Source organism: Streptomyces sp. NPDC058864 (assembly GCF_042742985.1).
In the GTDB taxonomy this organism is placed as follows: domain Bacteria; phylum Actinomycetota; class Actinomycetes; order Streptomycetales; family Streptomycetaceae; genus Actinacidiphila.
The window spans coordinates 1-25278 of sequence record NZ_JBHYMQ010000081.1; the positions used below are offsets into that span (position 1 = coordinate 1).

The window sequence follows — 25278 nt, forward strand, 5'->3', positions numbered from 1 at the left end:
GGACAGGACTCCTGTCCGGCGCCGCCGCCGTGCGTGGGTGCGGTCCGCCGGCCGTCAGCCGAGCCAGAGCGTCAGGAGGTATCCCGGGCTGTCCCACGTGCACGTGTACTGGTAGGCCTGGCCGGAGTCGACGAACTTCTGGCCGGCCGTCTTGCAGGCCGCGCTCGTCGAGTACACCTTGTACGGCACGCTCGCGTTCGCCGGGGCGGCGAGCGCCAGCATCCCGGTGAGCGTCGCGGCCACTGCCACGGCGACCGAGGCGCCCCTGCGCTTGTTCATGTCCCCTCCACGAAAGGCTCGTTGTTCGACCGGATCACCGGCATCCTCACATTGTCGCAATGGACACGTCAATGATGCGGATCATGGACGCGTTCACCGCGCCGGCCCTCAGGAGGAGTGCCGGCTGCGGGAGGTGCGCCGCGGCGGGTGGGTGAGGGTGATCTGCCGTACGAGCTGGTGGAAGCAGGACAGCGCGGCGATGGCGGGAAGGCTGGCGACGGTCCAGTCGGTGACCGTCCGGGGGGCCGAGGCGACGCAGAACAGGATCGCGAAGGCCGAGAAGAGCAGCACGACCGCCCAGGAGTGCGGGGCCCGGCGCTGGTGCAGCGCGGCGCGCAGGATCGACAACGAGGCCACCATCCAGGGGCCGTAGACCAGCAGCGGCCACCAGTCCGCGAGCCCCGACGCCCCGTTGGTGGCGGCGATGTGGCGCAGCGGGTCGTGCGCGACCATCCCGCCGAGCACGCTCACCATGGCCACGATCGTGGCGGCCACCGCCGCGACGACGAAGCTCAGCGTCTGGGTCCTGGCCACCTTCTGCCGCAGTGCCGCCCGGCGGATCCGGCGGTGCCGGTGCCGGGTGAGCGGCAGCTCGTGGGTCGCGGACTCCGGGGAGGGCGCGGCGAAGACGTCGTCGTCCTCGTCCTGGTCCACCTCGTCCGGCAAAGCGGGTTCGAGGAGCTGGGCCAATTCCTCCTCGGACGTCCACACCCCGTTCAGGACGTCGTAGTCCGGGGCGGAGAAGACGCCGTTCCCCGAAGTGTCGTCCGGGGGCTGGCGGGGACTGTAAATGGTGTGCCCGTTGAGGTGGTCCTCGTACGGCATGTCGTTCTCGAAGCGGAAACGGTCCTGCAAAGGCGGCATGAAGGAATTCCTGTCGGGGCCGGGCATGTGCGGGGGATACGGGGAATGCACGCCCTAATACCGCCCGTCCAGATCGATGCCGGAGCAGCGACGGGTGAAATCCCCCTCGATCCCGACCATTTCGTTGGCGAACTGTTCCAGTTCCGAGGAGCAGTACACGAGTGGAATGTGCTCCTCGCCGCGCTCGATGTAGGCGTCCGAACTCCGGCCGAAGAATCCCGCCGTTCCCGGGACGAAGACCCATTCCCCGAGGGGGAGGCCTTCCGGCGGGCGGTACGGACGGCTGCGGCGGATGGGCGCCGGGACCGTCCGGGGGACCTCACTCCCGGACGGCGCCCCCGGCGCGTTCTGGGGATCGACTGTGACCACATCCCCACAACGACCCCCGGCCCGTGATGGAGTTGCGCCGAACGAGTGACCTCCGCCCCGTGTTCCGTGAGGTGTTGGCCCTGGCCACAGGCCCAGGGGGGCACCCTAGGGTGGCGTCATGACCGAACCGACGCACCGCCGCGCGGCCGCCCTCGCGCTCGTCGACGCCGTCGTCGACCCCGGCAGCTGGCACGGCTGGGACGAGCCCGTGGCCGCCCTGCCCGGGTACCTCGACGACCCCGGGTACCGCGCCGAACTCGCCGTGGCCCGTGAGCGCACCGGGCTCGACGAGTCGGTCGTCACCGGGGAGGGACGGATCCGCGGCCGCCGGGTCGCCGTCGTCGCGGGCGAGTTCCGCTTCCTGGGCGGCTCGATCGGCGTCGCGGCGGGCGAACGCCTCGTATGCGCCGTCGAACGGGCCACCCGCGAGCGGCTGCCGCTGCTGGCCTCGCCCGCCTCGGGCGGGACGCGGATGCAGGAGGGCACCATCGCGTTCCTGCAGATGGTCAAGGTCGCGGCGGCCATCACCGACCACAAGGCCGCCGGCCTGCCGTACCTGGTCCACCTGCGGCACCCGACCACGGGCGGGGTCTTCGCGTCCTGGGGCTCCCTCGGGCACGTCACCGCCGCCGAACCCGGTGCGCTCATCGGCTTCCTCGGCCCGCGGGTGCACGAGGCGCTGTACGGGGAGGAGTTCCCGTCCGGCGTCCAGGTCGCGGAGAACCTGCTGGCCCACGGCATCGTCGACGCGGTCCTGCCCTCCGGGGAGCTCGCGGACGCCGCGGCACGCGCCCTCGGGGTGCTGTGCGGCGACACGGCGGGCGCTCCGGACTCCGGCGGGGCCGGACCGGAGCCCGCCGCGCCCGTCCCCGTTCCCGCGGCCGCGGAGTCCATCCGGCGCTCACGGCGGCCCGAACGGCCCGGGCTGCGCGCCCTGCTGGAGGCCGCCGCCCGGGACGTGACCCCGCTCAGCGGCACCGGCGCGGGGGAGCGCGACCCGGGACTCCTGCTCGCGCTCGCCCGCATCGGCGGCACGCCCTGCGTCGTCCTCGGCCACGACCGGCGCGAGACCGCCGACGGCCGGCCGCCCGCGCTCGGCCCCGCCGGTCTCCGGGTCGCCCGCCGCGGCATGGGCATCGCGGCCGAACTGGACCTGCCCCTGCTGTCCGTCGTCGACACGGCGGGCGCCGCGCTCTCCCGGGAGGCCGAAGAGGGCGGCCTCGCGGGTGAGATCGCCCGCTCCCTCGCCGACCTGATGTCCGTGCCCGCGCCCACGCTGTGCCTGCTGCTCGGGCAGGGCGCCGGCGGCGGCGCCCTCGCGCTGCTGCCCGCGGACCGGGTGGTCGCGGCACGGCACGCGTGGCTCTCCCCGCTGCCGCCCGAAGGTGCCTCCGCGATCCTGTACCGGACGACGGAGCGGGCGTACGAGGTGGCCGGACGCCAGGGTGTGCGGTCGGCGGACCTGGCCGCGCACGGGATCGTCGACCGCGTGGTGGAGGAGACGCCCGACGCGGCGGACGAGCCCGAGGCGTTCCTCGCCCGCCTCGGCGCGGTCCTGGGCGCGGAACTCGCGTCCCTCCGCACCCGCCCCCGCGCCGTCCGCCTCGCCGCCCGCCGCACCCGCTACCGCAACCTCGGCCTGAGCTGACGCCCCTGCCGCGCCGCGCCGCGCCGCGGTGACCGGGATGCGGGTCGGGGACGTCGCCGGTGCCCGCGCGGGGGCGGCGCCCCGCGGCCGCCGCCGGGAGGTGCCCCGCTTCCGGTGGCGGGCTGCCCGCCGTCGACCTCCGCGCCGCGTGCGGCTCTCCGGTCGGTCTTGGCGTCGGCGGGCGGGCGGAGGTCCCACGGTCACCAGCGCGAGGTGCTGCGCCCAACCTCGGTCACGGCGGCGCCTCATGCGGGCCGCGTCCACCGAATCCCCCCGACGCGGAGGCGTTGTCGGTGGCGGGTGGAAGGATCACGGGGTGGGCGAACTCAGCAGTGACGCGTACTGGGACAGCGTGGCCGACCGCTTCGACGAGGAGCCGGACCACGGCTTGCGGGAGCCCGAGGTGAGGGAGGCGTGGGGGGCGCGGATGCGGGGGTGGCTGCCGGGTGTTCCGGCGGACGTGCTCGACCTCGGGTGCGGTACGGGCAGCCTCGCGCGGCTCGCCGCCGAGCAGGGGCACCGGGTGACCGGCGTCGACCGTTCACCGCGCATGGCCGCACTGGCCCGGGCGAAGCTGGCCGGCACCGGGGCCCGCGTCCTGCTCGGGGACGCGGTCGAACCGCCCGTCGCGGAGGGCCGGTTCGACGTGGTGCTCGTCCGCCACCTGCTGTGGGCGCTGCCCGACCCCGCCGCGGTGCTGCGCCGCTGGGCCCGGCTGCTGCGCCGCGGCGGACGCCTGGTGCTGGTCGAGGGACGCTGGGGAGAGTCCGAGCCCGCGGGCATCGGCGCCGCGGAACTGGCCGCGATGGTGCGGCCGCTCGCCGAGCACACCCAGGTCGAGCAGCTCGCCCACGACAGCTCGCTGTGGGGCCGCCCGGTCCACGACGAGCGCTATGTCGCGGTCGTGCGGATCAAGCAGCCCCGCAGGCACACGGAGATCGTCGACGTGCACCTCGTCCTCCGTCGCGGCGACGAGGTCCTGCTCGGCCGCCGGGTCAACACCGGATACGCCGACGGCCTGCTGCACGCCCCCTCCGGCCACGTCGAGGACGGCGAGGACGTCCTCACCGCCATGATCCGTGAGGCCCACGAGGAGGTGGGCGTCGTCCTGCGCCCCGAGGACGTCTCCGTCGCCCTCGTCATGCAGCATCGCGCGCCCGGCGGGGGCGAGCGCGTCGGCTGGTTCTTCACGGCGGACGGCACCATCCACGAGCCGGTCAACCGCGAGCCGGAGAAGTGCTCGGAGCTCGGCTGGTTCCCCCTGGACGCGCTGCCCGACGACATGGTGGCGTACTGCAGGGCCGGCCTGGAGGCCTACCGCGGGGGCGAGCGTTTCGTACTGCACCTGCACGAGCCGGGCGACACGATCGCCCACGACCCGGCGGGGCCCGGCCGTGCCGTCGTCCTCGCGGACGGCGCGTGCAGCACAATGGCCGCGACAAACAGCGCCGATCCGTCCCGCCGGGAGGACGACACACCGTGAGCCTCAAGATCACCGTCAGGCCCGACGCGGCCACCGCGCCCTACGAGCAACTGCGCGCGCAGATCGCGGACCAGGCCCGTTCCGGGGCCCTCCCGGTCGGCTACCGGCTGCCGACCGTCCGCGGCCTCGCCGACGACCTCGGGCTGGCGGCGAACACCGTGGCCAAGGCTTACCGCGCCCTGGAGGAGGACGGTGTGATCGAGACCCGCGGCCGCAACGGCACCTTCGTCGCCGCCGCGGGCGACGCGGCCGCCCGGGAGGCGGCCGCCGCCGCGTCCGGCTACGCCCAGCGGGCCCGGCGCCTCGGGCTGGACCGGGCCGCCGCCGAGGCCGCCGTGCGGGAGGCGCTGCGCGCCGCGTACGAGGCGTAGGCTCCGCGGTCGCACCGCTCACAGCAGCCCGGCCAGCTTGTAGAGCGCCAGCGAGCCGGCGACCGCGACATTGAGGCTGGCGCCCGTGCCCACCATGGGGATCTCGACGGCGAGGTCGAGCAGGTCGAGCGCCTCCGGCGGGATGCCCTGCTGCTCGTGACCCAGCACGACGACCGTGGTGCGCCGTGCGGCCGGCAGGTCCGCCAGCCGTACGGCCTCGTCGGCGAGTTCGACCCCGACGACGTGCGCCCCGCGGTCGCGCTGCCGCTGCAGCCAGCCCAGGGGATCACCGGTCCAGTGCACGCAGGCGGGCCGCCGCAGGGTGTTGCCCCGGGCGAGCGCCTCCGGCACCCAGGGGAAGCGGGGGACGACCAGGCACGCGCCGACCGCGTCGCAGGTGCGCAGCAGCGTCCCCAGGTTGGCGCCGTGCAGCGGCCACAGAGGCGCCGCGTACAGGTGGTCCCAGCAGCCGTGCGACCGCGGACGGCGGTTGCGGCGCAGTTCCGCCGGGGTGCGGGTCCGGATCCTCCCCCGCGCTCCGGCGGGGGGACCCCCGGCCATCAGAGGTAGAGGCCTCCGGAGGCGGAGGCCGGGGTCGTCTGGTGGGGGAGCGCGGTGCCGCCCGAGGAGGAGGCGGCGCGGCGCAGCGCGTAGAGCTCGGCGAGCGTTGCGCCGTCCCGGCCGATGCCCTCGGACGTGCCGAGCCAGCCGGTCGCCTCGGCGCGGGTCAGCGGACCCACCTCTATCCGGGCCAGGCAGCGGCCGGGGCGGACCACCGCCGGGTGCAGCCGCTCCAGGTCCTCGTTGGTGGTGATGCCGACCAGCACGTTGCGGCCCTGGCCGAGCAGGCCGTCGGTGAGGTTCAGCAGCCGTGACAGGGCCTGGCCGGTCTGGTGCTTGGCCTGGCCGCGGATGAGCTCGTCGCAGTCCTCCAGGAGCAGCAGCCGCCAGCGGCCCGGCCCTTCGGCGTCGTCCTCGCCGATGGCGATCTCCATCAGGTAGCCGACGTCGTTGAAGAGCACCTCGGGGTCGAGGACGCAGTCCACCTGGCACCAGTCGCGCCATGCACGGGCCAGCGTGCGCAGCGCGGAGGTCTTGCCGGTGCCCGGCGGGCCGTGCAGGAGCAGCAGCCGGCCGCTGACGTCGTCGGCGGTGAGCTTCATCAGCCCGTCCATGGCCTCCGCCACCGGAGCCGTGTAGTTGCCCCGCACGTCGTCCCAGGGGGCGGCGCTGATCTGCCGCGTGATGCGGTGCGGCCCGCGGCGCGGCGCGACGTACCAGAAGCCCATGGTCACGTCGTCGGGCTGCGGTTCCGGCTGGTCCTCGGCGTCCTCGACGGCCTCGGCCAGGACGCGCCGCGCCAGTTCCTCGCTGACCGCTGTCACCGTCACGTCGGCCCGGCGGTGCCAGCGCGAGACGAGGATCGTCCACCCGTCGCCCTCGGCGAGGACCGCGCCGCGGTCCTTGTCCCGCGCGGAGCGCAGCACCGACCCGCCCCGCGGGACGAGCGTCAGCCCCGACTTGACCCGGTCCAGGGACGTGCCGCACGAGTGGGGCTGCTCGCCGGTGACGAAGCGGCTGAGGAACAGGGCGTCGATGGCGTCGGACGGCGAGTCGTCGTCGTTCATGCCGAGACGGATGGACAGGGCGCGATGCGGGGGCGTTGCGTCGGGCATGCCGCTCATGATCCGGCACAAGGTCCGCATTCGCACCGGGTTTTTGCGGAGTGGCGGAATCCCCCTGAATCCCTGAACGGCTGGTGAAACCGGCCCGATCCGGGCATCGCGCCGGTTACCCTGACGGGTGATGGGACGTCATGCGAACGTGCGTATGGGGTTGCCGGGGGCGGGGCGACGAGGTGTCACCGTGCTCCTGGGCGTCGGTGTGGCCGCCCTCGTCCTCCTGCTGGCGATGTGCGATCTCGGGGGCGGCGCGGGCAGCACCGCGCGCGGCAGCAGCGGCGCGGGGGGCGGGGTGCACGGTCCCCCGGCGACGCCCACCGGCAGGCCCACGACCGGGCTGGGCTTCGGCCTGACCCACACCGAGTACAGCTCGGACCACGGCGGCGCCACGGCCAAGCGGTCCGCGGAGCGGCTGCTGTCAGAGCGTCCGCTGCCCCAGAACCAGGCGATCATGGGCTGGGGCGCCGACAACCCCGAACCCTCACCCGGGAGATACGACTTCGGGGAGCTCGACGACCGTGTCGACCTGGTCCGCGCCAGCGGCGGCACGCCCGTCATCACCCTGTGCTGCGCCCCGGACTGGATGAAGGGGGGCAAGGCCGGGACGACCGACTGGTCACGGCTCGAGGTCGCCCCCGACCGCGCGCACTTCGACGACTTCGCCGCGCTCGCGGCCACCGTGGCCCGCCGCTACCCGGACGTGCGGCACTTCATCGTCTGGAACGAGTTCAAGGGCTTCTGGAACGACGGCCGGCAGCGCTGGGACTACGAGGGCTACACCGACCTCTACAACCGGGTGTTCCGGGCCCTGAAGAAGGTGAACCCCGGCAACCTCGTCGGCGGCCCCTACCTCGTCATGGACAGCTTCGCCCCGGGCGACGACGGCAACGGCGACGCCTCCGCCACCCTCAAGGGCCCCTGGGGCGCCGCCGACCGGCGGGCCCTGGACGCCGTCGACTACTGGCTGGAGCACAAGGCCGGCGCCGACTTCATCGTCGCCGACGGCTCCAGCACCAGCCGCGACGACCGCATGCGGCCCGATGAGTTCGCCGCCACCGAGAAGTTCGCCGCGGTGGGCCGCTGGCTCAAGGAGCGCAGCGGCGGGCTGCCCCTGTGGTGGGCCGAGTGGTACGTGGAGCCCGACGACGGCAGCACCGGCTGGGACGAGCGCCACCGCACGGCCGTGCAGGCGACCGCGATGATGGAGCTGGCCCGCGGCGGCGCCGACGCCGCCTTCTACTGGAACCCCCAGGAACGCGGCCGCGCCTGCCCCGGCTGCCTGTGGACCAGCACCGAACTCGCCTCGGGCGGCGGGAGGCAGCTGCCCATGATGGACCTGCTCCGGCGCTTCGCCGCCGCCTTCCCGCCGGGCACCCGCTTCCGTGACGTCCCCGTCGCGGACGACGACCGGCCCAACGTCCGCGTCCTCGCCGACGACCGCACCGCCCTGGTCGTCAACACCCTCGGCCGCGCCATAAGCGCCGAGGTCGACGGCCGTTCCTTCGACCTTCCCGCTTACGGCGTCCACTGGCTGACCCGCGGATAGGCGCGGGATGCGGTGGGGGTGTGGTGGCGTGGGCTGTTCGGCTGTCCCGCCGTCTCGCGCCCTTCGGGCGGAAAGACGCGGGCTGCGGAAGGGGAGGTGGGGGCGACCCTCTCCGATGGGGTGCGGGCGGTTTGGTGGGCGGCGTTCAGGCGCCGGAGCGGGGCCGGTTGCTCGTACGGTTGCGGTCTCGTCGCCGTCCGCGGGTGCAGATGGCCGGTTGCGACGCCCACCGTTCGTGGGTGGCGCGCCCGCCGTAACCGGCGTCTGCGGGTGCTTCCCCGACATCGGGCTCTGTTCCGCCGACATAGTCGGCGAAAGCGAGCCCGATCTCGCCCGTCCCGAAGATCGGGCCCTGTTCCGCCGAACATGTCGGCGAAACAGAGCCCGATATCCCGTGGGCGGCTCAACAGCACCCCGAATCAGCCGCAGACGCCGGTCACGGCGGGCGCGCCACCCACCCACCGAAGGCGTGGAAGCGGCCATCTGCACCCGCGGACGGCAACGAGACCCAAGGCCCCGGAAAGGCACCCGCTCCGGCGCCCGAACCCCGGCCGACCACCGACCCGCACACCGCCGAGAAGGGCACACCCGCCCTCCCCGTCCGCAGCCCGCCGCTTTGCGCCCGTAGGGCGCGAGACGGGGGGACAGCCGAACCACCAGCGGAGGGAACCCCGTGGGGCACGGCATCCGGAGCGCTGCGGTCAGCCCACGTTGCGGATCAGCCACTCGTCCGGGTTGAAGGTGTCCCTGTCCGGGGCCGGGGGCGTGGCCGGGGTCTCCACGAAGGTGTCCTCCGGGCGTATCCGGTCCGGCAGCTTCCCGAACCGGGCACGGCGGGACTGCGCCGCCTCGTCCTGTGGTGCGGCCTCGTCGTGGCGCGGGTCCTCGGTCATCGGGCCACCTCCTTCACTCCTGCCACGAGAACGCGGGGGCCCGGTCAGGTGTTCCCCCCGACGTGCCTCCGCCGCTGCCGGCGGGGGCACGTCCGGTCAGCGCAGGGTCAGGAACCTCTCGACCGTGGCCGCCAGGAACACCAGCAGCAGCGGCACCGCCGCCGCCAGCGAGATCCGCATGCCGCGCCGCCGCCGCGCCTCGGGCACCGTGGCACGGGCCAGCTCGCGGGCGCCGAGCAGCACCAGCAGCGCCACCCCGGCCAGCACACCGGCCGCCGTCCAGGCGTTCCAGGTGACGACCGGGAAGACACGGCCCGGCCGCGGCTCCGGCACCGGCCAGTCGGCGGGCTGATCCCGCAGCTCGTAGAGCGTCGCGTCCCCGTCGCGCAGCACCGTCCGCAGCTCCGGGCGCGCGTCGAGCGAGCGCAGCAGCCTGTCCGGCCAGGTCGCCGAGAAGCCCGCGTCCAGCTGCAGGTAGGTGTTCTGCCCGCGCGACACCATCAGGTACGAGTTGGGCCCGGCGTCGCGCAGCGCCTCCACCAGCGGACCCACCAGCACCGGATCGCGCGGCGCGAGCACCGGCACGTACGTCACGCGCTCCATGTCGCGGGCGTTCCACGGCAGGCTGGGCGTGACGTCGTCCACGGGGTCGGTGCTGAGCCAGACCACCCGTGCGGTGGGTCTGTCGTGCTCGTAGACGTACTCCATGGCCGCGACCTCGCCCGTGCGGACCCGCTCGAAGGACTCGTTGCCCCAGCGCGCCACGAGGAAGCCCGCGATGAGCACCCAGCCGGCGAGCAGTGCCGCGACGGGACCGCGCCATCCGCGGTCCGAGGAGCTGCGCGGGAAGATCGCCAGCGCCCCGAGCACACAGGCACCGGGCAGGGCGAAGAGGAACACCCGCAGCGCCATCTCGCCGCCGTAGGACTGCATGCCGAAGCCCAGGAAGGGCACGACCAGCAGCACCAGGAGCGCCCGGTCGCCGATCCCCGCCCAGCGGCGGCGCAGCCATCCCAGGGCCGCCAGCGCCATGACCGCGCCGGCCAGCGCCACCCGCACGTACAGCACCAGCTTGTGGACGGTGCTGCCGCCCTCGATGCGCCCGGAGACGCTGGAGGAGACGTTGCCGCCGAGCGAGCCCATGCCGCCGAACAGCTCGTCGAAGTGACCCGACCAGTACGGCTCGGCGACGAAGCAGATCCACCCGACGAGCAGCACCCCGCACAGCAGCGGCAGCCCGCGCGGAGTGGAGCGGCGGACGAGCACCAGCACCGTCAGCACGCCGAGCATGACGAACGGGGTCAGCTGGTGGCTGACGACCGAGGCGGCGAACAGCCCGACCAGCAGTGCGAGCAGCAGCGCCCGTTCGCTGCGGCCCACCGGCGGTACGTCGGCCTCGCCCGGGATGAGCCTGCCCGCGGACGGGCCGGCGGCACGGAACCACACCAGCAGCACGGCGACGAACATCAGGTAGAGCAGGTAGTTGGCGGACTGCGGGGAGAAGTAGTCCTGCCCCACCCAGCCGCACAGCGCGAACAGCCACGCCGCGCACCACTTGGCCCGCCGGCCGGCCCGCACCGCGCGCAGCAGCAGCGCCAGCGGGGCCAGGGCGAGCAGCTGCACGGCCAGCGGCCACCAGCGCAGCACCTCGGTGAGGTCGGTGACCCCGCAGGCGGAGGCGACGAGCGTGACCGCCGCGAAGAAGCCGGGCCACGAGAACCGGGCGTCCATGTCGGGCGCGGCGTCCCCGGTCCGGCCGATGAAGTCGATGAAGCCCGCGTGCTGCCACGCCGTCGCGAACCGCGGCTGTTCCTCCAGCACGGCCGGGACGGCGTGCAGCGACACCACGGTCGCCAGCAGGACGGCGGCCAGGAGCCACGGCCGCCGTCCGGGCAGCCACAGGCCGCAGACGAACGCGAGGACGAGCAGTGCGGCGCCGGCCAGTGTCGCCGGCGGCAGGACGGAGACCAGGCCGAGCCCGTCCATGGCGTCCAGCGAGGCGTCGTCCAGGCCGCGAAGGGGCAGCCAGTACAGGCCGAGGGCGCACAGCAGCAGCCCCCACACGGCGAGTTCGAGCAGCCGGGCGCGCCCGGGTCGCCCCTCCTGCGGGGGCGCCTGCGCGGGCGGGCCCGGATCGCGCGGTCCGGCGGACGAGGACTCATGGGTCCTGCGCGGCGGGGGTGCGGAGGGCGCCGGGAGCGCCCGGGGTGCCGTCGCGGACGGCGGCACGGACGGCGGCACTGGCAGCGCGGTGCCCTGCGGAGGCGTCACGTAGGGACGCCGCTCCGGATGGTCGAAGTCCATGCGTACGCCGAGCTGGAGCGTGTCGCTGTCCAGCGCGGCGGCGCGCGCCCAGCGCGTGCCGTAGACGATCTCCAGGTCCTCGCCGGCGGCCGCGCTCTCCGCCTCCGCCGCCTTTGCCGCCTCCGCCTTCTGCGGCGCGGGGCCGGCCGGACCGTCCGGCGGCGTCCCGGTCCCGGCGGGGGCGGCGGCCGCCCCGGCGATCAGCCGCCGCAGCCCGACCAGCGAGACCACGGCGATGACGAGCAGGCTGCCCAGCTCGGCCCAGCCCGCGCCGGTGATCCCCAGCGGGCCCAGCAGCGCGAGGGTGAATCCCAGCACCAGGACGCACAGCAGCCCCTGCAGGAAGGCGAGCAGGCCGGTGCGGCTCTGGGCGCGCAGGATGCCGAAGTAGACCTCGATCAGGACCCGGGTCAGCGAGCAGAGCGCCAGCAGCCGCAGCAGCGGCGCGCCCTCCCGCGCGTAGCCCTCCCCGAAGACGCCGAGTATCTGCGGCGCGAAGACGACCATGAACAGGGCGATCGGGACCATGATCCTGGCCATCCGGCGCAGGGCCGCGCGGCAGTTCTCGGCGATCCGCGACGGGTCGTGCGCGCCCTCGACGGTCAGCGAGGCACCCATGTTGATCGCCAGCAGGTCGATCGTGCCGCCGATCGTCATCGTGATGTAGAAGTACGCGTTGTCCGCGGAGCTGATCTGCGAGGCCACGATCACCGGCACCAGGTAGACCACGGCCAGGGCGAAGAAGGAGCCGGTCGCGTCCCCCGCGAGGAAGCGCCGCATCTCGCGCGGGCGCGGCGGTGCCGCGGTGCCCTCGGTGGCCTTGACGTGCCGGGGCACCAGCCGCCGGAAGACCAGCCAGCCGAGCGGCACCACCGACAGGGCGATCGCGGCGACCCACGAGACGAACACCCCCGCGGTCGGCACGGCCGCGGCGATGCCCACCAGCAGCGCCAGCTTGGCCGCGGAGAAGACGGTGTTGCCCACCGGCACCCACACCGCGCTGCGCAGCCCCGTCAGCACCCCGTCCTGCAGGGTCAGCAGCGACCAGCCGACGACCGCCGCGAGGAAGCCGAGCCCGTTGACGGGTCCGTGCAGGAAACGGTACGAGGGACCCCAGAAGTCCAGGGTCAGCAGGAAGACCGCCGCGGCGAGCGCAACGACGGCCGAACTCCCGGCGTACGTGCCGAAGATGAGCCGGCCGGTGCGGCGCCCCGAGACGGGGATGAACCGGGCCAGCGCCCCGGTGAGCGTCACGGCGGTGAGCCCGGCGAGGAACTTCATCGCGGCGATCGCCGCCGAGCCCTGGCCGACCGCGTCCTCGGTGTAGTAGCGCGCGGCGACCAGCCAGTAGCCGAGACCCAGCACCGCGGAGACGCCGGTGTTGAGCATCAGCGCGTACGCGTTGCGGAACAGCTGGTTGCCGCCGTGCCGGTCGGACGTCCCTCCGCCCGGGCCGCCGTCGGCGGGGCCGCCGCCCGTGGCGGCGGGCGCGGGCGGGTCTGCGGCGCCGGGGTCCGCGGTGGTCGTGCTCGTGGTGGCGGTCGTCTCAGACACGGGTCTCGCGCACCTTCCGCAGGCACCGGCGGGCTCTGCGGACCAGGGCGTACCCCTCGGTCAGCGCCCGGTCCTTGGCGAAGTCCAGGGCGACGGCGCGGCCCTCGACCAGCCGCTCGAACTCCTCGATCCCGGTGCTCCGGCGCACGGTCACCCGGGCCAGCGCGTACGGCGCCTGCCGCCGGCGGTCCGCGAGGGCGTTGCCGACGGCGAGGGCGCAGGTGAAGCCCGCGGAGCGCACGGCACGCCGTACGCGACGGCTGGAGTAGCCGTACGGGTAGGCGAAGGAGACCGGTGGCCTGCCCAGTTCGTCGCCGAGGACCTCCTTGCAGCGCAGCACCTCGAACCGGAGGCGTTCGTCGTCGAGCTGGTCCATCTGGGGATGGGTGTGGCTGTGGCCCCCGATCTCCACGCCGGCGGCCTCCAGTTCGCGCACCTGCTCCCAGTCGAGCATGGTGTCCAGCGCGGCGCCCGGCACCTCGTACGGCCCGCGCAACCAGCCGGTCGAGACGAAGAGCGTCGCCGGGAAGCCGAGGCCCTTCAGCACGGGGAGGGCGTGCCGGTGCACGCCCTCGTAACCGTCGTCGAAGGTGATCAGCACGGGGCGCGGCGGCAGCGGCCGCCCCGCGCGCCACGCCTGAGCCAGCGCCGTCGTGCCGAGCGGGGTGAAACCCCGTGCGCCGAGCAGCGCCATCTGCCCGGCGAAGGCGGCGGGGGTGACCGACAGCCCGCGCGTGGCGGGCGCGGGCGTGTCGGTGACGGCGTGGTACATCAGGATCGGCACGGGACCTGTCCCCTGTCCGGCCGGCTCGGTCATGCGACGGCACCTCCCGGTGCGTTGTGGTCGGACGGGGGCGCGGCGGGCGGTCTCGTGCCGGGCGGTCTCATGCCGGGCCGGCCTCCCCCCGGGTGCGGAACCGGGCGACGGCGTAGCCCGCGGCCGTCGTCGCGGCACCGGCGACGATCGCGCCGGCCCGGCCGGCGCCGCCGGGACGCCCGCGGAGGGCGTCGCGCAGTCCGCGGGCCGCACCGGCGGGCAGGACCCGGGCGGCGTACCGCCGTTCCGTCTCGAGCCCGGCTTCCGTACCGACGCTCCGCGTGACCAGGGCCTTCGACAGGCCCTCTGCGTAGCAGCGGGTGCGGAAGTAGCCGAAGCGTTCCCGGGCGGCGGGGACGCGGTGCCAGATCACGGCGCGGTCGTCGATGAGCAGCAGGCCGCCCGGCTTGGCCCGGGCGAGCCGGATGCAGAGTTCGGTCTCCTCGCAGCCCAGCGGCCGCCGGTCGCCGTCCCGGCCGATGCCGGTGGCGAAGCCCCCGGCGATGTCGAAGGCGATCCGCCGGAACGAGGCGTTGCCGCCGAGCACGTTGCGCACCCGGGCGCGGCCCGCGGGCTGCCCGCGGTAGGAGGCGCCGACCACCCAGTCGAACTCCTCCGGGAACCAGCGCGGCCGGCTCCCGGAGGCCCACACCGGGCGGGTGCGCCCTCCGACGCCAAGGACCTGCGGGTCGCGGTAGGCGTCGGCGAACCAGTGCAGCCAGTCGCGTTCGGCGACGGCGTCGTCGTCGAGGAAGGCGACGACCTCGCCCTCCGACTCGGCGATGCCGGTGTTGCGGCCCGCGGACAGGCCGCGGGGCCCGGCGTTGGGGAGCACCCGTACGGCCGTGCCCTCGTAGCGGCGGGTCAGCCGGGCCAGCAGGACGGGGTTGTGGTCGACCACCAGCAGCACCTCGTGGGCCGGGTGGCGCTGTGCGTGCACCGAGGCCACCGCGGCGAGGATGTCCTCCCAGCGGTCCTCGGTGTAGGCGCAGACGACCACGGACACCCGGAGGAGGTCCTCGTGGGTCACCGGGCCCCCTCGCGGCGGGCCGCGCGGCGCTCGTTCTTCTCCCGGAGGATGACCTTGAGGACCCGTAACCCGTCGCGGACCGCCCGCAGGTTGCTGGCGCCGTGGATGCGCACGTACTCGTGGCTGGGGATCTCCTGGACCTTCAGACCGGCCTTGACCACTCTGATGTTCATCAAGGTCTCCACCTCGAAGCCGGTGCAGTCCAGGGTGATCTTGTCCAGGCAGTGCCGCCAGAAGGCGTTGTACCCGTAGCACAGATCGGTGTAACGGGCCCCGAACTTGGCGTTGACGGCGGCGCACAGCACGCGGTTGCCCAGCTTGCGGACGGGGGTCATGTCGTCGGTGCCTCCGCCGTTGGCGAAGCGCGAGCCCTTGGCGAAGTCGGCCCCGGCGACCAGGGCGGAGACGTAGGAGACGATCTCGGAGCCGTCCGCCGACCCGTCGGCGTCGACCATGACGATGATCTCGCCGGTGCAGGCGGTGAAGCCGGCGATCAGGGCGTCCCCCTTGCCCTTGCCGGTCTGCGGGACGATCCGCACGTCGGGCCGCAGTTCGCGGGCGACGCGGACGGTGTCGTCGGTGGAGTTGCCGTCGACCAGGACCACTTCGTGGATCCAGGACGGCAGGGTGGCGAACACGTGCGGCAGGTTCTCCGCCTCGTTCATCGCCGGGATGACCACGCTGACCAGCGGAGCGATGGCCAAGTGCGTGGAGACCGGCGTGAAATGGTCCGGCGCGAGGACCGCGGCGGTCTGCGCCTGCCCGGTGGCTGCCGGGTGCAGGAAGGAGCTCATGAGTCGTGTTTCCCTCTCGTCCGGTGGGCCGCCCGTCCGGGTGGCCCTGTGGCGTGTCCGGTTCGAAAGGGGGGTTGGTCTCACCCCGCACGGGACCCCGCCCACGGCGGGCATGTCGGTGTCCCGTGCGCAGGCCGGCCGGAAGAGCGGGCATGCGTGACCGGCCGCGCGGTTCGCGGCTCGGCACACGTGTGACGGCGGCCGAGCACGGCACCCCCCTACCGCGCCCCGCGGTTGTCCTGTCGCGACTCTCTGGCCCTCCCCTTGAGCCGCTGTACATGACAGGTCGCCGCGGATAGATGTACGACAATATTGAGCATTGAGACCCTATGGCAATACCTGACAGGGTGAATACCGTTTTAAGAAATTGCCATGGACTCGTCTGATTGATCATGCCTGTACGGCAATGTCCGTTATTGAGCTCCGGCGCGCAACCGCCCCACACGCTTGAGGAACCGGTCCGCGGGCTCCCGCAGAGCGGGCCGGGCCGTCACTGCGTTGCGCAGCGCACGCACCGGCGCACGCCGGGCGCGGTGCCCGAGTGCGACCGGATGCCGACGGGTCACCCACCCCTCGGAGACCGACAGGTCCCGCGTCTTGAGCGACTCCTTGTACTCCTTGTGTCCCCGGCCCAGGTCGAGCTGGGCCACCCCCTCGGCGGCGGCTCCCTCCGCCATCCGCAGGTGCAGCACCAGACCCGGTGAGAACTTCGAGAACTCCGTGTCGTACGCCGGGAACCAGCAGGCCAGCACGGCGGGTGTGACCATCCCGAAGTGGGCCGCGACCGGCCGCTCTCCCGCGTAGAGCACCGAGAGCCGTCCGGCGAAGCCCTCGGCGCGGGTGTGGAAGAGGTGCTCGACCAGCTCGACGATCCACGGCCGCGCGAAGCGGTCGCTGCGCCCGGTTCTTCGGTACTGGGCGGACTTCCACGCCATCAGCACCCGAAGTGCGGCGACGTCCCGCTCGTCGTGCACGTAGCGCACCTCGCCGACGTCCCGGCCGAGTTTGCGCTCCTTGGCGAGCGTGGTGCGCAGGAACTTGGGCGAGTGGGCGCGAAGATGGCCGAGATACGCCTCGTACCCGTGTTCCACGTCCATGACGGGTGAGGGGTACGTCCCGGTCGCGCCCTCCTCGAAGGGCTTCTGGCCGTCCATCAGGTGGTCGAACTCCCAGACGGCCAGGCCGCAGGCACGCATCAGCTCCCGGGCGTCCCACTGGAAGCCCGGCCGGTGCACGAGCCCCTGGCAGTCCGAGAGCCCGAGCCCGACCGCCCGGCCCACGCCGGCCGCCGAGCGCTGGTACGGGAAGAAGGCGACCGGGACGCCGTCCTCACGGACCACGGCGATGCGCACGCCCCGGTGGTGGTGCGCCACGGCCAGCGTGAACTCGGGCGACAGGAAGGGATTCCCCAGCTGCGGGCTGCCCGAGGCCACGGCCTGGTCCTGCACGCGGGTCCACTCCGCCCGGTCGGCGGCGGTCAGCTCGCCGGGGCGGTACACGGTGATGTCCACTTTACGGAGTCCGCCTTCTCTCGGCCCGGGCAAGGGAGCGCCGCAGCAGCGGCAGCAGGAACAGCGCGGCGCTCAGCGCCGCGATCACCGCGACACCCCCGCGGGCCGACCACATGTGCAGGGCGAGCATGCCCTGCGCCACCAGCAGGTCGATCACGATCGTGCCGCCGGCCGCCACCACCGCCCGGCTCAGCGGGTCGAGGGAGCGCAGTGCCCCGGCGAGCGCGGCCGCCGGGGCGGCCAGCAGGAAGAAGAAGGTGAACGGTGCCCTGACGGGCGAGGCGATGTCCGCGAGCGCGAGCACCGCGCCGACCCCGCAGACCCCCACGGCGGCGCCCGCGAGCAGGGGAAGTGATTCGTTGCCGATCGGGTGACCGGATGCGTTGTCTCCACGCGTTGGTTGCATTGGCGACTTTGCCCCCCAAAACGCCGGATGCAGAAGTTCAATGTCGCTCAATTCGGGCGTGTGCGTCAAGGAAGGGACGAACAGAAGCGGCCGCCGTCCCCGAAGGGGTGACATGCCCCTGCGGCGTGGGCGATTTCCGTCGAACTGTTCGCCCGGCCGGGGTGGTGTGTTCGAGTGCGGCCGCCGTCGGGGGTCCCTAAAGGGCCCGCCAACTACGGGAGTAGAGCCGGCCGGGCGAGGCGGCGTCACTTCTGGTGCACGCAGCGGCGATCGCGAAGCGTGTACGGGAATGTCCATGTCAAGAAATCTTGGCATGGACACTTCCCGAACGTGTTACTGCGCGGTACGAAAGATGCGGCAGAGATCCTGCTAAGGGAGGTTCCATGAGACTGTCCCGTTTCGTGTCAGCCGCATCCACACTTCTCCTTACCGCCGTACTCGCCCTGTTCGGTGCCGGTTCCGCCCAAGCCGCCGGCCCCGTCTACGTGGCCCTGGGCGACTCGTACTCCGCCGGAGTCGGCGCCGGCAGCTACGACAGCTCGAGCGGCAGTTGCTACCGCAGCAGCAAGGCGTTCCCCCGGTTGTGGGCGAACGCGCATAGCCCGTCCGGGTTCTCCTTCACCGCGTGTTCGGGAGCGACCACGACCGACGTGCTCAACAACCAGCTCGGTCCGCTCAACTCCGCCACGACCCTGGTCAGCATCAGCATCGGCGGCAACGACGCCGGCTTCGCCGACGTCATGACCACCTGCGTGCTCAACTCCGACAGCACCTGCCTCAGCCGTATCAACCAGGCCAGGGACTTCGCCAACAACCAGCTGCCCGCACGCCTCGACTCCGTCTACAACGCCATCAGCTCGCGGGCCCCCTCGGCCCGTGTCGTCGTCCTCGGGTACCCGCGCTTCTACAAGCTGGGCACCACCTGCATCGGCCTCAGCGAGACCAAGCGCAGGGCCATCAACGACGCTGCCGACCTCCTCGACACCGTCACCGCCAAGCGCGCCGCCGACCACGGCTACGCCTTCGCCGACGTCCGCGGCACCTTCACCGGGCACGAACTCTGCTCGGGCTCGGCGTGGCTGCACAGCCTCACCCTCCCCATCTACGAGTCCTACCACCCCACCGCCTCCGGCCAGTCCGGCGGCTACCTGCCGGTGTTCACCTCGGCCGCGTGACCCGCGGCACGGCAGCGCGCAGCACCCGGACGTGAGACGAGGGGTGCCGGGCCACCACCCGGCACCCCTCGCCCCTGCCGGTGCCGCCTCGCGGACTCCCTCAGGGGGTCGGCGACGTCCCGTCGGAACCGCTCGGCGACGGGCTCGGCGCCAGGCACGTGACCGTGAACGGGACGTGCCCGGACTCCGTCTCCACCGGGCTCAGCACGGTGACCGCGACCCAGCCCTCGATCGCGCCGTCCGGCTCGTAGGACGGTTCCGTGTACTGGACGGTGCGGCTCTTCGGGCCTCCCGCGGGGAAGTCCAGGGTCTGCCGGCCGTGGTCGGAACCCCCGGCGCTCGACGTCCAGCGGTAGGTGACCGTCACCGGAGTGCGGTCGACCGTGACGACCGCCGAGAAGGACGGCGCCTGTTCCGCGGGCGGCGGACAGCCGCCGGTGTAGGTGTCGCGCACGGCGGACACCGTGACGTGGACGTTCACGTGGACCGGCGAGCTGGGCGGCGCCGAGGTGTGCGGGGATCCCGAACCCCCGCCCGCCGTCGCCTCGTAGCCGCTCGCGTCCGCGCCGCTGTCGTCGTCCTGCGAGCCGGTGGCGGACGGGCTCCGCCCGCCGCCCGGGGTGTTCCCGGCAGTGGTGCCGCGGCCGGAACCGCCGGCCGGGTCCTCGTCGAACAGGGCGTAGGCCACGCCCCCGATGCCCAGGGCGAGGGCGAGCACGCCCGCCGCCATCGCCACCACCGCGCGGCGCGGCCGGGCCCGGGGGCCGTCCGCGGACGCGGCGCCGAATCCGGTGCCGACGGGGGCCGTCGGCCCGAGCGGAGTGGAGGAGACCGGGGTCGAGGAGACGGGGGCCGACCGGACCGGCGTGGACCGGACCCGCGCGCCGTCCGGCCCCGGCGGCAGCGGCACCGCGGCCTGCGTGGTGGCGTACGCCGTTCCGGCCCCGGGAGGGGTGCGCCCGGCGGCGAGGGCGTCCAGCCGCCGCTGCACCTCCTCGCCGGGGAGCCGGGCCGCCGGGTCCTTGTGCAGCAGCCCCGTGATCACCGGGGCGAGCGGTCCGGCCCTGCGCGGCGCGGGCAGTTCCTCGTCCACCACCGCGCGCATCGTGCTCAGCGCCGTGTCCCTGCGGAACGGAGAACCGCCCTCCACCGCCACGTACAGCAGCACCCCGAGCGACCACAGGTCCGACTCCGGACCCGGACGGCGGCCGAGCGCCCGCTCGGGGGCCAGGTACTCGGGTGAGCCGACCAGTTCGCCGGTACGGGTGATCGCCGAGGAGCCCTCGATCACGGCGATGCCGAAGTCGGTGAGCACGACCCGGCCGTCGTTGCCGATGAGCACGTTGCCCGGCTTGACGTCGCGGTGCAGCACCCCGGCGGCATGGCCGGCGCGCAGCGCCTCCAGCACCTTGCCGCCGATGCCCGCGGCGCGCCGCGGGTCCATGGGGCCCTCCGCGTCGAGGACGTCGTCGAGCGTGACGCCCCGCACGAGCTCCATGACGATCCACGGGCTGCCCTCGGCCATGGCCACGTCGTAGACCTTGATGACGTTGGGGTGCTCGACCCGGGCGGCCGCGATCCCCTCCTGCTGCAGCCGCGCGTACAGGCGCTCGACCTCGCGGTCCTCCAGGCCCGGTGGGGCCTTGACCTCCTTGACGGCCACCTCGCGGCCCAGCAGTTCGTCCCGGGCCAGCCACACCACACCCATGCCGCCCCGGCCCAGCTCGCTGATCAGCCGGTAGCGCCCCGCCACGAGCCGTGTCATCGGCGTGTCCCCCCTTCGCTCCGCCCGCAGCCCAGCATGACCGAACTTCCTCCCGAACGGACCCTTTCGACGGAAAGCTCCCTCAACCGGCCATCGCAAGCGCCGCCCTGAGCACCAGGCCGCAGCCCAGCAACAGCACCACGGTCGCCGTGGTCAGGGGCGCGAGCCGCCGCGCCGCCGTGAACAGCCGGCCGCGGGCCCGCAGCGCCGACGCCTTCCCGGCCAGCCGACCGAGGCGGACGACGGCGAAACCGGCGGCCGTGAGCGTGATCGCCAGACCCGCGCCGTACGCGAGGACCAGCAGGAAGCCGAACCACGCCTGGCCCAGGGCCGCGGCGCCCACCAGGACGACGACCGCGGAGGGACTGGGGACGAGGCCGCCCGCGAAGCCCAGCAGGATCGTGCCCCGGAGGGTGGGCCGCGGCTCGTGCGGGTGGGTGTGCGGGTGGACGTGGACGGGGGGCCGCGGCGCGGGGCGTTCGGCGGTCAGGACGGAGGCGGGCGCGGCTTGGGCCGCCGTCCCGGGGGAGGGCACGGGGTGGTGCGGGTGGTCGTGCCCGTGACCGTGCCCGTGGTCGTGCCCGTGTGTCCGGCCTCGCAGCCGCCACGCGCGGCGGAGCAGTGCGCCCCCTGCGCCGGCGACGAGCACCCCGCTCGCGATGCCCAGCCAGCCGATGACCGAGGGGGCCGCGGCCGAACCGGTCGTCACCAGCAGGCCGAGCGCGAACACGCCCATGGTGTGGGTGACCGTCACCGACGCGCCCAGCGCGACCATGTCCCGGCGCGACCGCCGGCCACCCGCCGCGGCCGCCGCGGCCATCAGCGTCTTGCCGTGCCCGGGCGCGAGCGCGTGCATCGCGCCCAGCGCCAGCGCCGTGAGCAGCGCCAGGGCGGCGAAGCCGGGGGTGAGGGCGTGCCGCGACACCAGGTCGGTGAGCGCCCGCGTCCAGCGGTCCGCGCCGCGCGGAAGCACACCGGCGGCAGCGGGGGCGTCCTCCTCCGCGGCGAGCGCGGGGCCTCCCGGGGTCACCCGGAAACCGGCCGCGCGTTCGTCGGCGGGTGAGGAGAGCAGGTCCTTCGGGTACGCGGTGAGCCGCCGCGACACCGACTGCCCCGGGACATCGGCGCCGTGGAGGGTCACGCGGTCGCCGCGCGCGGTGATCTCCCGCCAGCCGGGCCCGGTGGCGATGTCCGCCGGACGGTAGTCGAGGGACGCCGGTTCCCCGGACGGCAGGCGCGCCGTCATCCGGCACTCGACGCGCAGCGTCGTCAGCCCGGCCTGCCCCGGCCGCACGGCCGCCGTGGCCCGCCGCACCGCGACCGGTTCGCGGCGCCCGCCGACGGTCGCCCGCGCGCCCTCCGCGGCCGCGTCGCAGCGCGTGCCCGCCCAGTCCGCCAACTCGGCGCGGCCCAGGGTCCGGTCGCCGTCGCGGTCGATCTCGGGCACGGCCTGCGCCGCGGGGATCTCGGCGAGGTCCTCGACGTGGTCGATCCGCAGCTCACCAGGGGAGGCGACCAGGCCGTCGTAGCGGTTGACCGTGAAGTTGCCGAGCGGATGCGCCTGCGCCTGCCCCGCGGGCAGCAGTGCGAGAGCCGCTCCCGCCGCTGCCGCGGCCGCCGCGGCGGCCGTCCTGCGCCGGATCATGACGGGTCTCCTTCGATGCGTGCCAGCGCACGGCGGGCGGCGGGGGCTGCGCTGGGGGAGAAGCCGGGGTTGAGCCGGAGCGCCGCGGCCAGCGACGTCCTGGCCGCCTCGCGCCTGCCGAGAGCCGCCTCGATGACGCCCCGGTGGTAGAGGAAGGCCGCGTTGCGGTAGCCCGGCGCCGAGGAGCGCTCGGCGTACCTCAGGGCCTCGCGGTCACGGCCGTTGACGTGCAGGGCCCAGGCGAGCGCGTCGGCGGTGTGGACGGTCCGCCGGCGTGACCACTCGGCCTGTGCCGCGCGCAGCGCCTCCGCGGCGTCCCCGTGGTCGGCGGCGACCAGCGCCGCGTCCAGGTCGGTTGCGACGCCGTTCGCCCTGGCGAGGGCGATCCAGGTGCCGACGACCGCGTACTGCTGCCGCGCCCGCTCCTTCTGCCCCGCGGCCTCGTACAGCTCGCCCAGCGCCGCGAGTTGCGCCGGCAGCGGGTAGCGGTCGACGACCCGGCCCAGGTCGCGCAGGGCCTTTTCCCGGTCGCCGCGCGCCGCGTACGCACGGCCGCGGCCCTCGACCGCCGGCAGGTAGCCGGGGTCGGCGCGCAGCGCGGTGGCGAAGTGCCGCAGCGCCTCCGGGTAACGGCCCTGGCTCCAGGCGAGCTGGCCCAGCGCGGTGGCGACGTAGGCGGTGTCGCCGGGGGACGCGGCCGAGTCCAGGGCGCGGGTCAGGATCCGGCGGGCACCGGCCGGGTCTCCGCGCAGCTCGTGGACGTACGCGAGGCGGGTGAAGACCGGGATGCCGGGGCGTACCGCGTCGGCGTGCTCGGCGGCGCGCAGCGCCTCGTCGTAGCGGCCGAGTTCGACCAGGGCGTCGACACGGACGGCGAGGGCGCGCTCGTTGTACGGGTTGACCTTCAGGGCCCGGTCCGCCTCGGCGAGGGCGGCGCGGAAGTCGTGGCGGGCGGCGGCGAGCGCGGCACGCCCGGCGAGGGCGGCGTCGTTGTCGCGCGGCGAGATCCGCAGCGAGCGGGTGTAGGCCGCCTGGGCCTGCGGGTAGCGGGTCGGGTCGCCGCTGGTCCTGGCCTGCTCGACGTAGGCGGCGCCGAGCGCGGCCCACCCCGCGGCGTCCTTCGGCTGGGCTCGCAGATGCGTCTGCAGGGCCGCGATGCCGCCCGCGAGGTCGCCCTCGGCGAGGCGGTCCAGCGGTGCGTCGGCGGCGGGCACCGCGGCCCGCGCGGTGTCCCGCGGGGCGGAGGGCCCGCCGAGCACCAGCGCGCCCGCGGTGAGCGCCAGTGCGAGGCCCAGCACCAGTGCCGCGTACAGAGCGGCGGCGCGCAGTCGGCCCGGGGCCGGTACGTCCATGGCTGCTGCCTTTCGGGATGATGGCGTGGAGCCCGGCCGGGGCGCTTGCGGTGCGCCCCGGCCGGGTGCCGTGCGGTGGGCTTCCGCCGGGCCCTCGGGCCCGGTGGCGGCGGACCGGGCCTCAGGCCCGGCCGTGCGCCCGGCGGCCGGCGGGGCGGCGGCGCATCCGCCACCACAGCAGCGCGGCACCGATCAGCAGCACGCCCGCGCCGCCGGAGGCCGCGGATGCGATCAGCACGGTGTTGTCGTCGTCACCGCCGCCCGTGAGCAGGCCGCCCCCGTTGAGCTGGGTGACCCCGTTGGTCTGCGCGGAGTTGGTGGCCGGCTTGGCCAGTGGGCCGTCCGAGCCGGAGGCCGGCAGGGCCACGTACGGGAAGTTGGCGCCGAAGGCCTGGTCGTTGGCGTCGACGGCGTCGCCCAGGTCGTTCTTCGACCCGACCAGTTCGCCCTCCACCACCTGCAGCGCGATGTCGACGACGTCGTCACCGAGCCGGCGGCCGTTGGGGAAGCCGGCGTTGTCGCCGTCCAGGACCCCGAGCCGCTTGGGCCCCGCGGTCGGCGGCACGGCCGTGTTGAGCCGCAGCATCTCCGCCGGGCGGACGTGCGGCGGCTGGTTGAGCTTGGGCACGCCCGTCAGGAACACCTGGACGAGGTCGTTGCGCGGGGTGGACGGGGCCTTGATCTTGTAGATGCCCTCGATGAGCCTGGGCAGTTCGGGGTGCGTCACGTTCTTGAGGAACTGGCCGTCGTTCCAGGGCGAGGAGGCGTTGAACCGGTCCTTGTCCTTGAGCGGGTTGACCACCTCGTTCACCAGCGGCATGCCGAGGCGGGAGACCTGCGCCCAGTCGCCGTTCGCGGTCCGCCGCTGCGTGGTGGACCAGATGCCGACCACCGGCTGCTTCGCCGACTGGCGGATCGAGGCCGTCGGGACCTGCAGGGCTATGGTGTTGACGTTGTAGCCCTTGAGGGTGTCGTCGCCGACCTCGGAGAGATTGCCCCCGTAGAGCAGGTCGAAGACCCGCAGGTCCAGGAAGAACGGGTCGTCGGCCTGGCCGGCGAAGGCCGTGGTGCCGCGGCCGAGGTTCTTGACGGCCTGCCGGCGCAGCACGCTGTAGTCCGGCATCGAGGCCTTGCCGACGTTCGACGGCGCGACCGGCACGTCGTTCGCGATCTTGTAGCGGCCGGTGACCTGCTGGTCGTGCAACCGGAACAGGTCGATGTCGTAGGTCTGGAAGAAGTTCAGGTCCGGGTCGTCGAGGCTGGTGACCGGGCCGGTGTTGTAGAGGAACGTCTTCTTGTTGCGGAGGTGGTCCTGGAACGTCCACCGGTAGAGGTATTCGCCCTGCGCGTCGCCGTCGTTGTCGATGTGGATGTCGTACTGGGCGTCGTCGGCGAACTTGTAGAAGTTCGGACCGCCGGCCGGGTCCTCGAACGGGATCCAGTTCGCCACCAGGGTGGTGGTGTCCGGGTGGTCGGGGCTGACGAACGCGTAGACGTCCGTGGTGTCGTACTGGGGCTGCCCCGAGATCAGCGGCGCCTCCCGGTGGCTGGACGCCTGGGCCGTCCCCGGCTCCAGTCCGGTGACGCCCATCGCGGCGAGTCCCCCCGCGGCCACGGCGCCCGCGGCCAGCAGGGCGATCGTGCGCGATCGCCCGAACCGGGCCCTGAGCCTGCTCCTGCTGTGTGCGGTCATCGCGTCGGTCCTTCGCGAGTCTGGCCCCTCCCCCTTGGAAGAGGTCCTGCGTGGGTTGTTCGGGGCCGGTCGGAGGGCGGATTGGCGGACCGGGGTG

20 protein-coding genes are annotated in these 25278 nt (G+C 74.1%); 5 read left to right on the forward strand and 15 right to left on the reverse strand.

Annotation, left to right across the window (positions count from 1 at the left end):
- Positions 1-54: 54 nt before the first annotated feature.
- Positions 55-279 carry a hypothetical protein gene (locus ACFW3D_RS36570; protein WP_499511037.1) on the reverse strand — a complete coding sequence of 75 codons (225 nt, stop codon included), beginning with the start codon at positions 277-279 and terminating at the stop codon, positions 55-57.
- 108 nt (positions 280-387) lie between these two features.
- Entirely contained in the window at positions 388-1143 is a 756-nt protein-coding gene (locus tag ACFW3D_RS36575; RefSeq protein ID WP_500511976.1) for a DUF2637 domain-containing protein, read from the reverse strand.
- A 487-nt stretch (positions 1144-1630) separates the two neighbouring features.
- Between ACFW3D_RS36575 and ACFW3D_RS36580 the strand changes: the two genes are divergently transcribed.
- From ACFW3D_RS36580 to ACFW3D_RS36590, 3 genes are all read left to right on the forward strand, one after another.
- Positions 1631-3160, forward strand: coding sequence for a carboxyl transferase domain-containing protein (locus ACFW3D_RS36580; protein ID WP_500511978.1), 1530 nt, complete (start codon positions 1631-1633; stop codon positions 3158-3160).
- Positions 3161-3476: 316 nt separating this feature from the next.
- Positions 3477-4643, forward strand: coding sequence for a methyltransferase domain-containing protein (locus tag ACFW3D_RS36585; protein WP_500511980.1), 1167 nt, complete (start codon positions 3477-3479; stop codon positions 4641-4643).
- Positions 4640-5014 carry a GntR family transcriptional regulator gene (locus ACFW3D_RS36590; protein WP_500511982.1) on the forward strand — a complete coding sequence of 125 codons (375 nt, stop codon included), beginning with the start codon at positions 4640-4642 and terminating at the stop codon, positions 5012-5014. Before ACFW3D_RS36585 ends, ACFW3D_RS36590 begins: the two co-directional genes overlap by 4 nt.
- Positions 5015-5032: 18 nt before the next feature.
- Here ACFW3D_RS36590 and ACFW3D_RS36595 read toward each other — a convergent pair whose 3' ends face one another.
- On the reverse strand, positions 5033-5575 hold the full coding sequence (locus ACFW3D_RS36595; protein WP_500511984.1) for a TrmH family RNA methyltransferase: 543 nt from the start codon (positions 5573-5575) through the stop codon (positions 5033-5035).
- On the reverse strand, positions 5575-6690 hold the full coding sequence (locus tag ACFW3D_RS36600) for a DUF5925 domain-containing protein (protein ID WP_500511986.1): 1116 nt from the start codon (positions 6688-6690) through the stop codon (positions 5575-5577). The genes ACFW3D_RS36595 and ACFW3D_RS36600 overlap by 1 nt, the downstream gene beginning before the upstream one ends.
- A gap of 130 nt (positions 6691-6820) precedes the next feature.
- On the opposite strand from ACFW3D_RS36600, the gene ACFW3D_RS36605 reads away from it, so the two are divergent.
- Positions 6821-8242, forward strand: a complete 1422-nt coding sequence (locus tag ACFW3D_RS36605) for a xylan 1,4-beta-xylosidase (RefSeq protein WP_500511988.1) — start codon at positions 6821-6823, stop codon at positions 8240-8242.
- A 701-nt stretch (positions 8243-8943) separates the two neighbouring features.
- On the opposite strand, the gene ACFW3D_RS36610 is transcribed toward ACFW3D_RS36605, so the two are convergent.
- The 7 genes from ACFW3D_RS36610 to ACFW3D_RS36640 form a co-directional block, all read right to left on the reverse strand.
- Positions 8944-9135 carry a hypothetical protein gene (locus tag ACFW3D_RS36610; RefSeq protein WP_500511990.1) on the reverse strand — a complete coding sequence of 64 codons (192 nt, stop codon included), beginning with the start codon at positions 9133-9135 and terminating at the stop codon, positions 8944-8946.
- A gap of 96 nt (positions 9136-9231) precedes the next feature.
- Complete coding sequence (locus ACFW3D_RS36615) at positions 9232-12993, reverse strand: lipopolysaccharide biosynthesis protein (RefSeq protein WP_500511992.1); 3762 nt, start codon at positions 12991-12993, stop codon at positions 9232-9234.
- A complete protein-coding gene (locus ACFW3D_RS36620; RefSeq protein WP_500511994.1) occupies positions 12986-13810 on the reverse strand; it encodes a polysaccharide deacetylase family protein in 825 nt (274 codons plus the stop codon). Before ACFW3D_RS36620 ends, ACFW3D_RS36615 begins: the two co-directional genes overlap by 8 nt.
- 67 nt (positions 13811-13877) lie before the next feature.
- Positions 13878-14840, reverse strand: a complete 963-nt coding sequence (locus ACFW3D_RS36625; protein ID WP_500511996.1) for a glycosyltransferase family 2 protein — start codon at positions 14838-14840, stop codon at positions 13878-13880.
- Positions 14837-15634 carry a glycosyltransferase family 2 protein gene (locus ACFW3D_RS36630; protein WP_500511998.1) on the reverse strand — a complete coding sequence of 266 codons (798 nt, stop codon included), beginning with the start codon at positions 15632-15634 and terminating at the stop codon, positions 14837-14839. The genes ACFW3D_RS36625 and ACFW3D_RS36630 overlap by 4 nt, the downstream gene beginning before the upstream one ends.
- Positions 15635-16047: 413 nt before the next feature.
- Positions 16048-17145 (reverse strand): GNAT family N-acetyltransferase, encoded by a 1098-nt coding sequence (locus ACFW3D_RS36635; protein WP_500512000.1) that lies wholly within the window; start codon positions 17143-17145, stop codon positions 16048-16050.
- A gap of 1 nt (position 17146) precedes the next feature.
- On the reverse strand, positions 17147-17551 hold the full coding sequence (locus ACFW3D_RS36640; RefSeq protein WP_500512002.1) for a hypothetical protein: 405 nt from the start codon (positions 17549-17551) through the stop codon (positions 17147-17149).
- A 383-nt stretch (positions 17552-17934) separates the two neighbouring features.
- Between ACFW3D_RS36640 and ACFW3D_RS36645 the strand changes: the two genes are divergently transcribed.
- Positions 17935-18726, forward strand: coding sequence for an SGNH/GDSL hydrolase family protein (locus ACFW3D_RS36645; protein ID WP_500512004.1), 792 nt, complete (start codon positions 17935-17937; stop codon positions 18724-18726).
- Positions 18727-18826: 100 nt separating this feature from the next.
- Here ACFW3D_RS36645 and ACFW3D_RS36650 read toward each other — a convergent pair whose 3' ends face one another.
- The 4 genes from ACFW3D_RS36650 to ACFW3D_RS36665 form a co-directional block, all read right to left on the reverse strand.
- Positions 18827-20491 (reverse strand): serine/threonine-protein kinase, encoded by a 1665-nt coding sequence (locus tag ACFW3D_RS36650; protein ID WP_500512006.1) that lies wholly within the window; start codon positions 20489-20491, stop codon positions 18827-18829.
- 82 nt (positions 20492-20573) lie between these two features.
- Entirely contained in the window at positions 20574-22136 is a 1563-nt protein-coding gene (locus ACFW3D_RS36655; RefSeq protein ID WP_500512008.1) for a nickel transporter, read from the reverse strand.
- Positions 22133-23488 (reverse strand): tetratricopeptide repeat protein, encoded by a 1356-nt coding sequence (locus ACFW3D_RS36660; protein ID WP_500512010.1) that lies wholly within the window; start codon positions 23486-23488, stop codon positions 22133-22135. Before ACFW3D_RS36660 ends, ACFW3D_RS36655 begins: the two co-directional genes overlap by 4 nt.
- Before the next feature lie 121 nt (positions 23489-23609).
- Positions 23610-25181 carry a DUF4331 domain-containing protein gene (locus ACFW3D_RS36665; RefSeq protein ID WP_500512012.1) on the reverse strand — a complete coding sequence of 524 codons (1572 nt, stop codon included), beginning with the start codon at positions 25179-25181 and terminating at the stop codon, positions 23610-23612.
- Between the last annotated feature and the right edge of the window lie 97 nt (positions 25182-25278).

Coding starts and splice junctions, on each gene's coding strand:
- ACFW3D_RS36570 (WP_499511037.1), bottom strand. CDS start 279: ATGAACAAGCGCAGGGGCGCCTCGGTCGCCGTGGCAGTGGCCGCGACG.
- ACFW3D_RS36575 (WP_500511976.1), bottom strand. CDS start 1,143: ATGCCGCCTTTGCAGGACCGTTTCCGCTTCGAGAACGACATGCCGTAC.
- ACFW3D_RS36580 (WP_500511978.1), top strand. CDS start 1,631: ATGACCGAACCGACGCACCGCCGCGCGGCCGCCCTCGCGCTCGTCGAC.
- ACFW3D_RS36595 (WP_500511984.1), bottom strand. CDS start 5,575: ATGGCCGGGGGTCCCCCCGCCGGAGCGCGGGGGAGGATCCGGACCCGC.
- ACFW3D_RS36600 (WP_500511986.1), bottom strand. CDS start 6,690: ATGCCCGACGCAACGCCCCCGCATCGCGCCCTGTCCATCCGTCTCGGC.
- ACFW3D_RS36605 (WP_500511988.1), top strand. CDS start 6,821: ATGGGACGTCATGCGAACGTGCGTATGGGGTTGCCGGGGGCGGGGCGA.
- ACFW3D_RS36610 (WP_500511990.1), bottom strand. CDS start 9,135: ATGACCGAGGACCCGCGCCACGACGAGGCCGCACCACAGGACGAGGCG.
- ACFW3D_RS36620 (WP_500511994.1), bottom strand. CDS start 13,810: ATGACCGAGCCGGCCGGACAGGGGACAGGTCCCGTGCCGATCCTGATG.
- ACFW3D_RS36630 (WP_500511998.1), bottom strand. CDS start 15,634: ATGAGCTCCTTCCTGCACCCGGCAGCCACCGGGCAGGCGCAGACCGCC.
- ACFW3D_RS36640 (WP_500512002.1), bottom strand. CDS start 17,551: ATGCAACCAACGCGTGGAGACAACGCATCCGGTCACCCGATCGGCAAC.
- ACFW3D_RS36645 (WP_500512004.1), top strand. CDS start 17,935: ATGAGACTGTCCCGTTTCGTGTCAGCCGCATCCACACTTCTCCTTACC.
- ACFW3D_RS36650 (WP_500512006.1), bottom strand. CDS start 20,491: ATGACACGGCTCGTGGCGGGGCGCTACCGGCTGATCAGCGAGCTGGGC.
- ACFW3D_RS36655 (WP_500512008.1), bottom strand. CDS start 22,136: ATGATCCGGCGCAGGACGGCCGCCGCGGCGGCCGCGGCAGCGGCGGGA.
- ACFW3D_RS36660 (WP_500512010.1), bottom strand. CDS start 23,488: ATGGACGTACCGGCCCCGGGCCGACTGCGCGCCGCCGCTCTGTACGCG.
- ACFW3D_RS36665 (WP_500512012.1), bottom strand. CDS start 25,181: ATGACCGCACACAGCAGGAGCAGGCTCAGGGCCCGGTTCGGGCGATCG.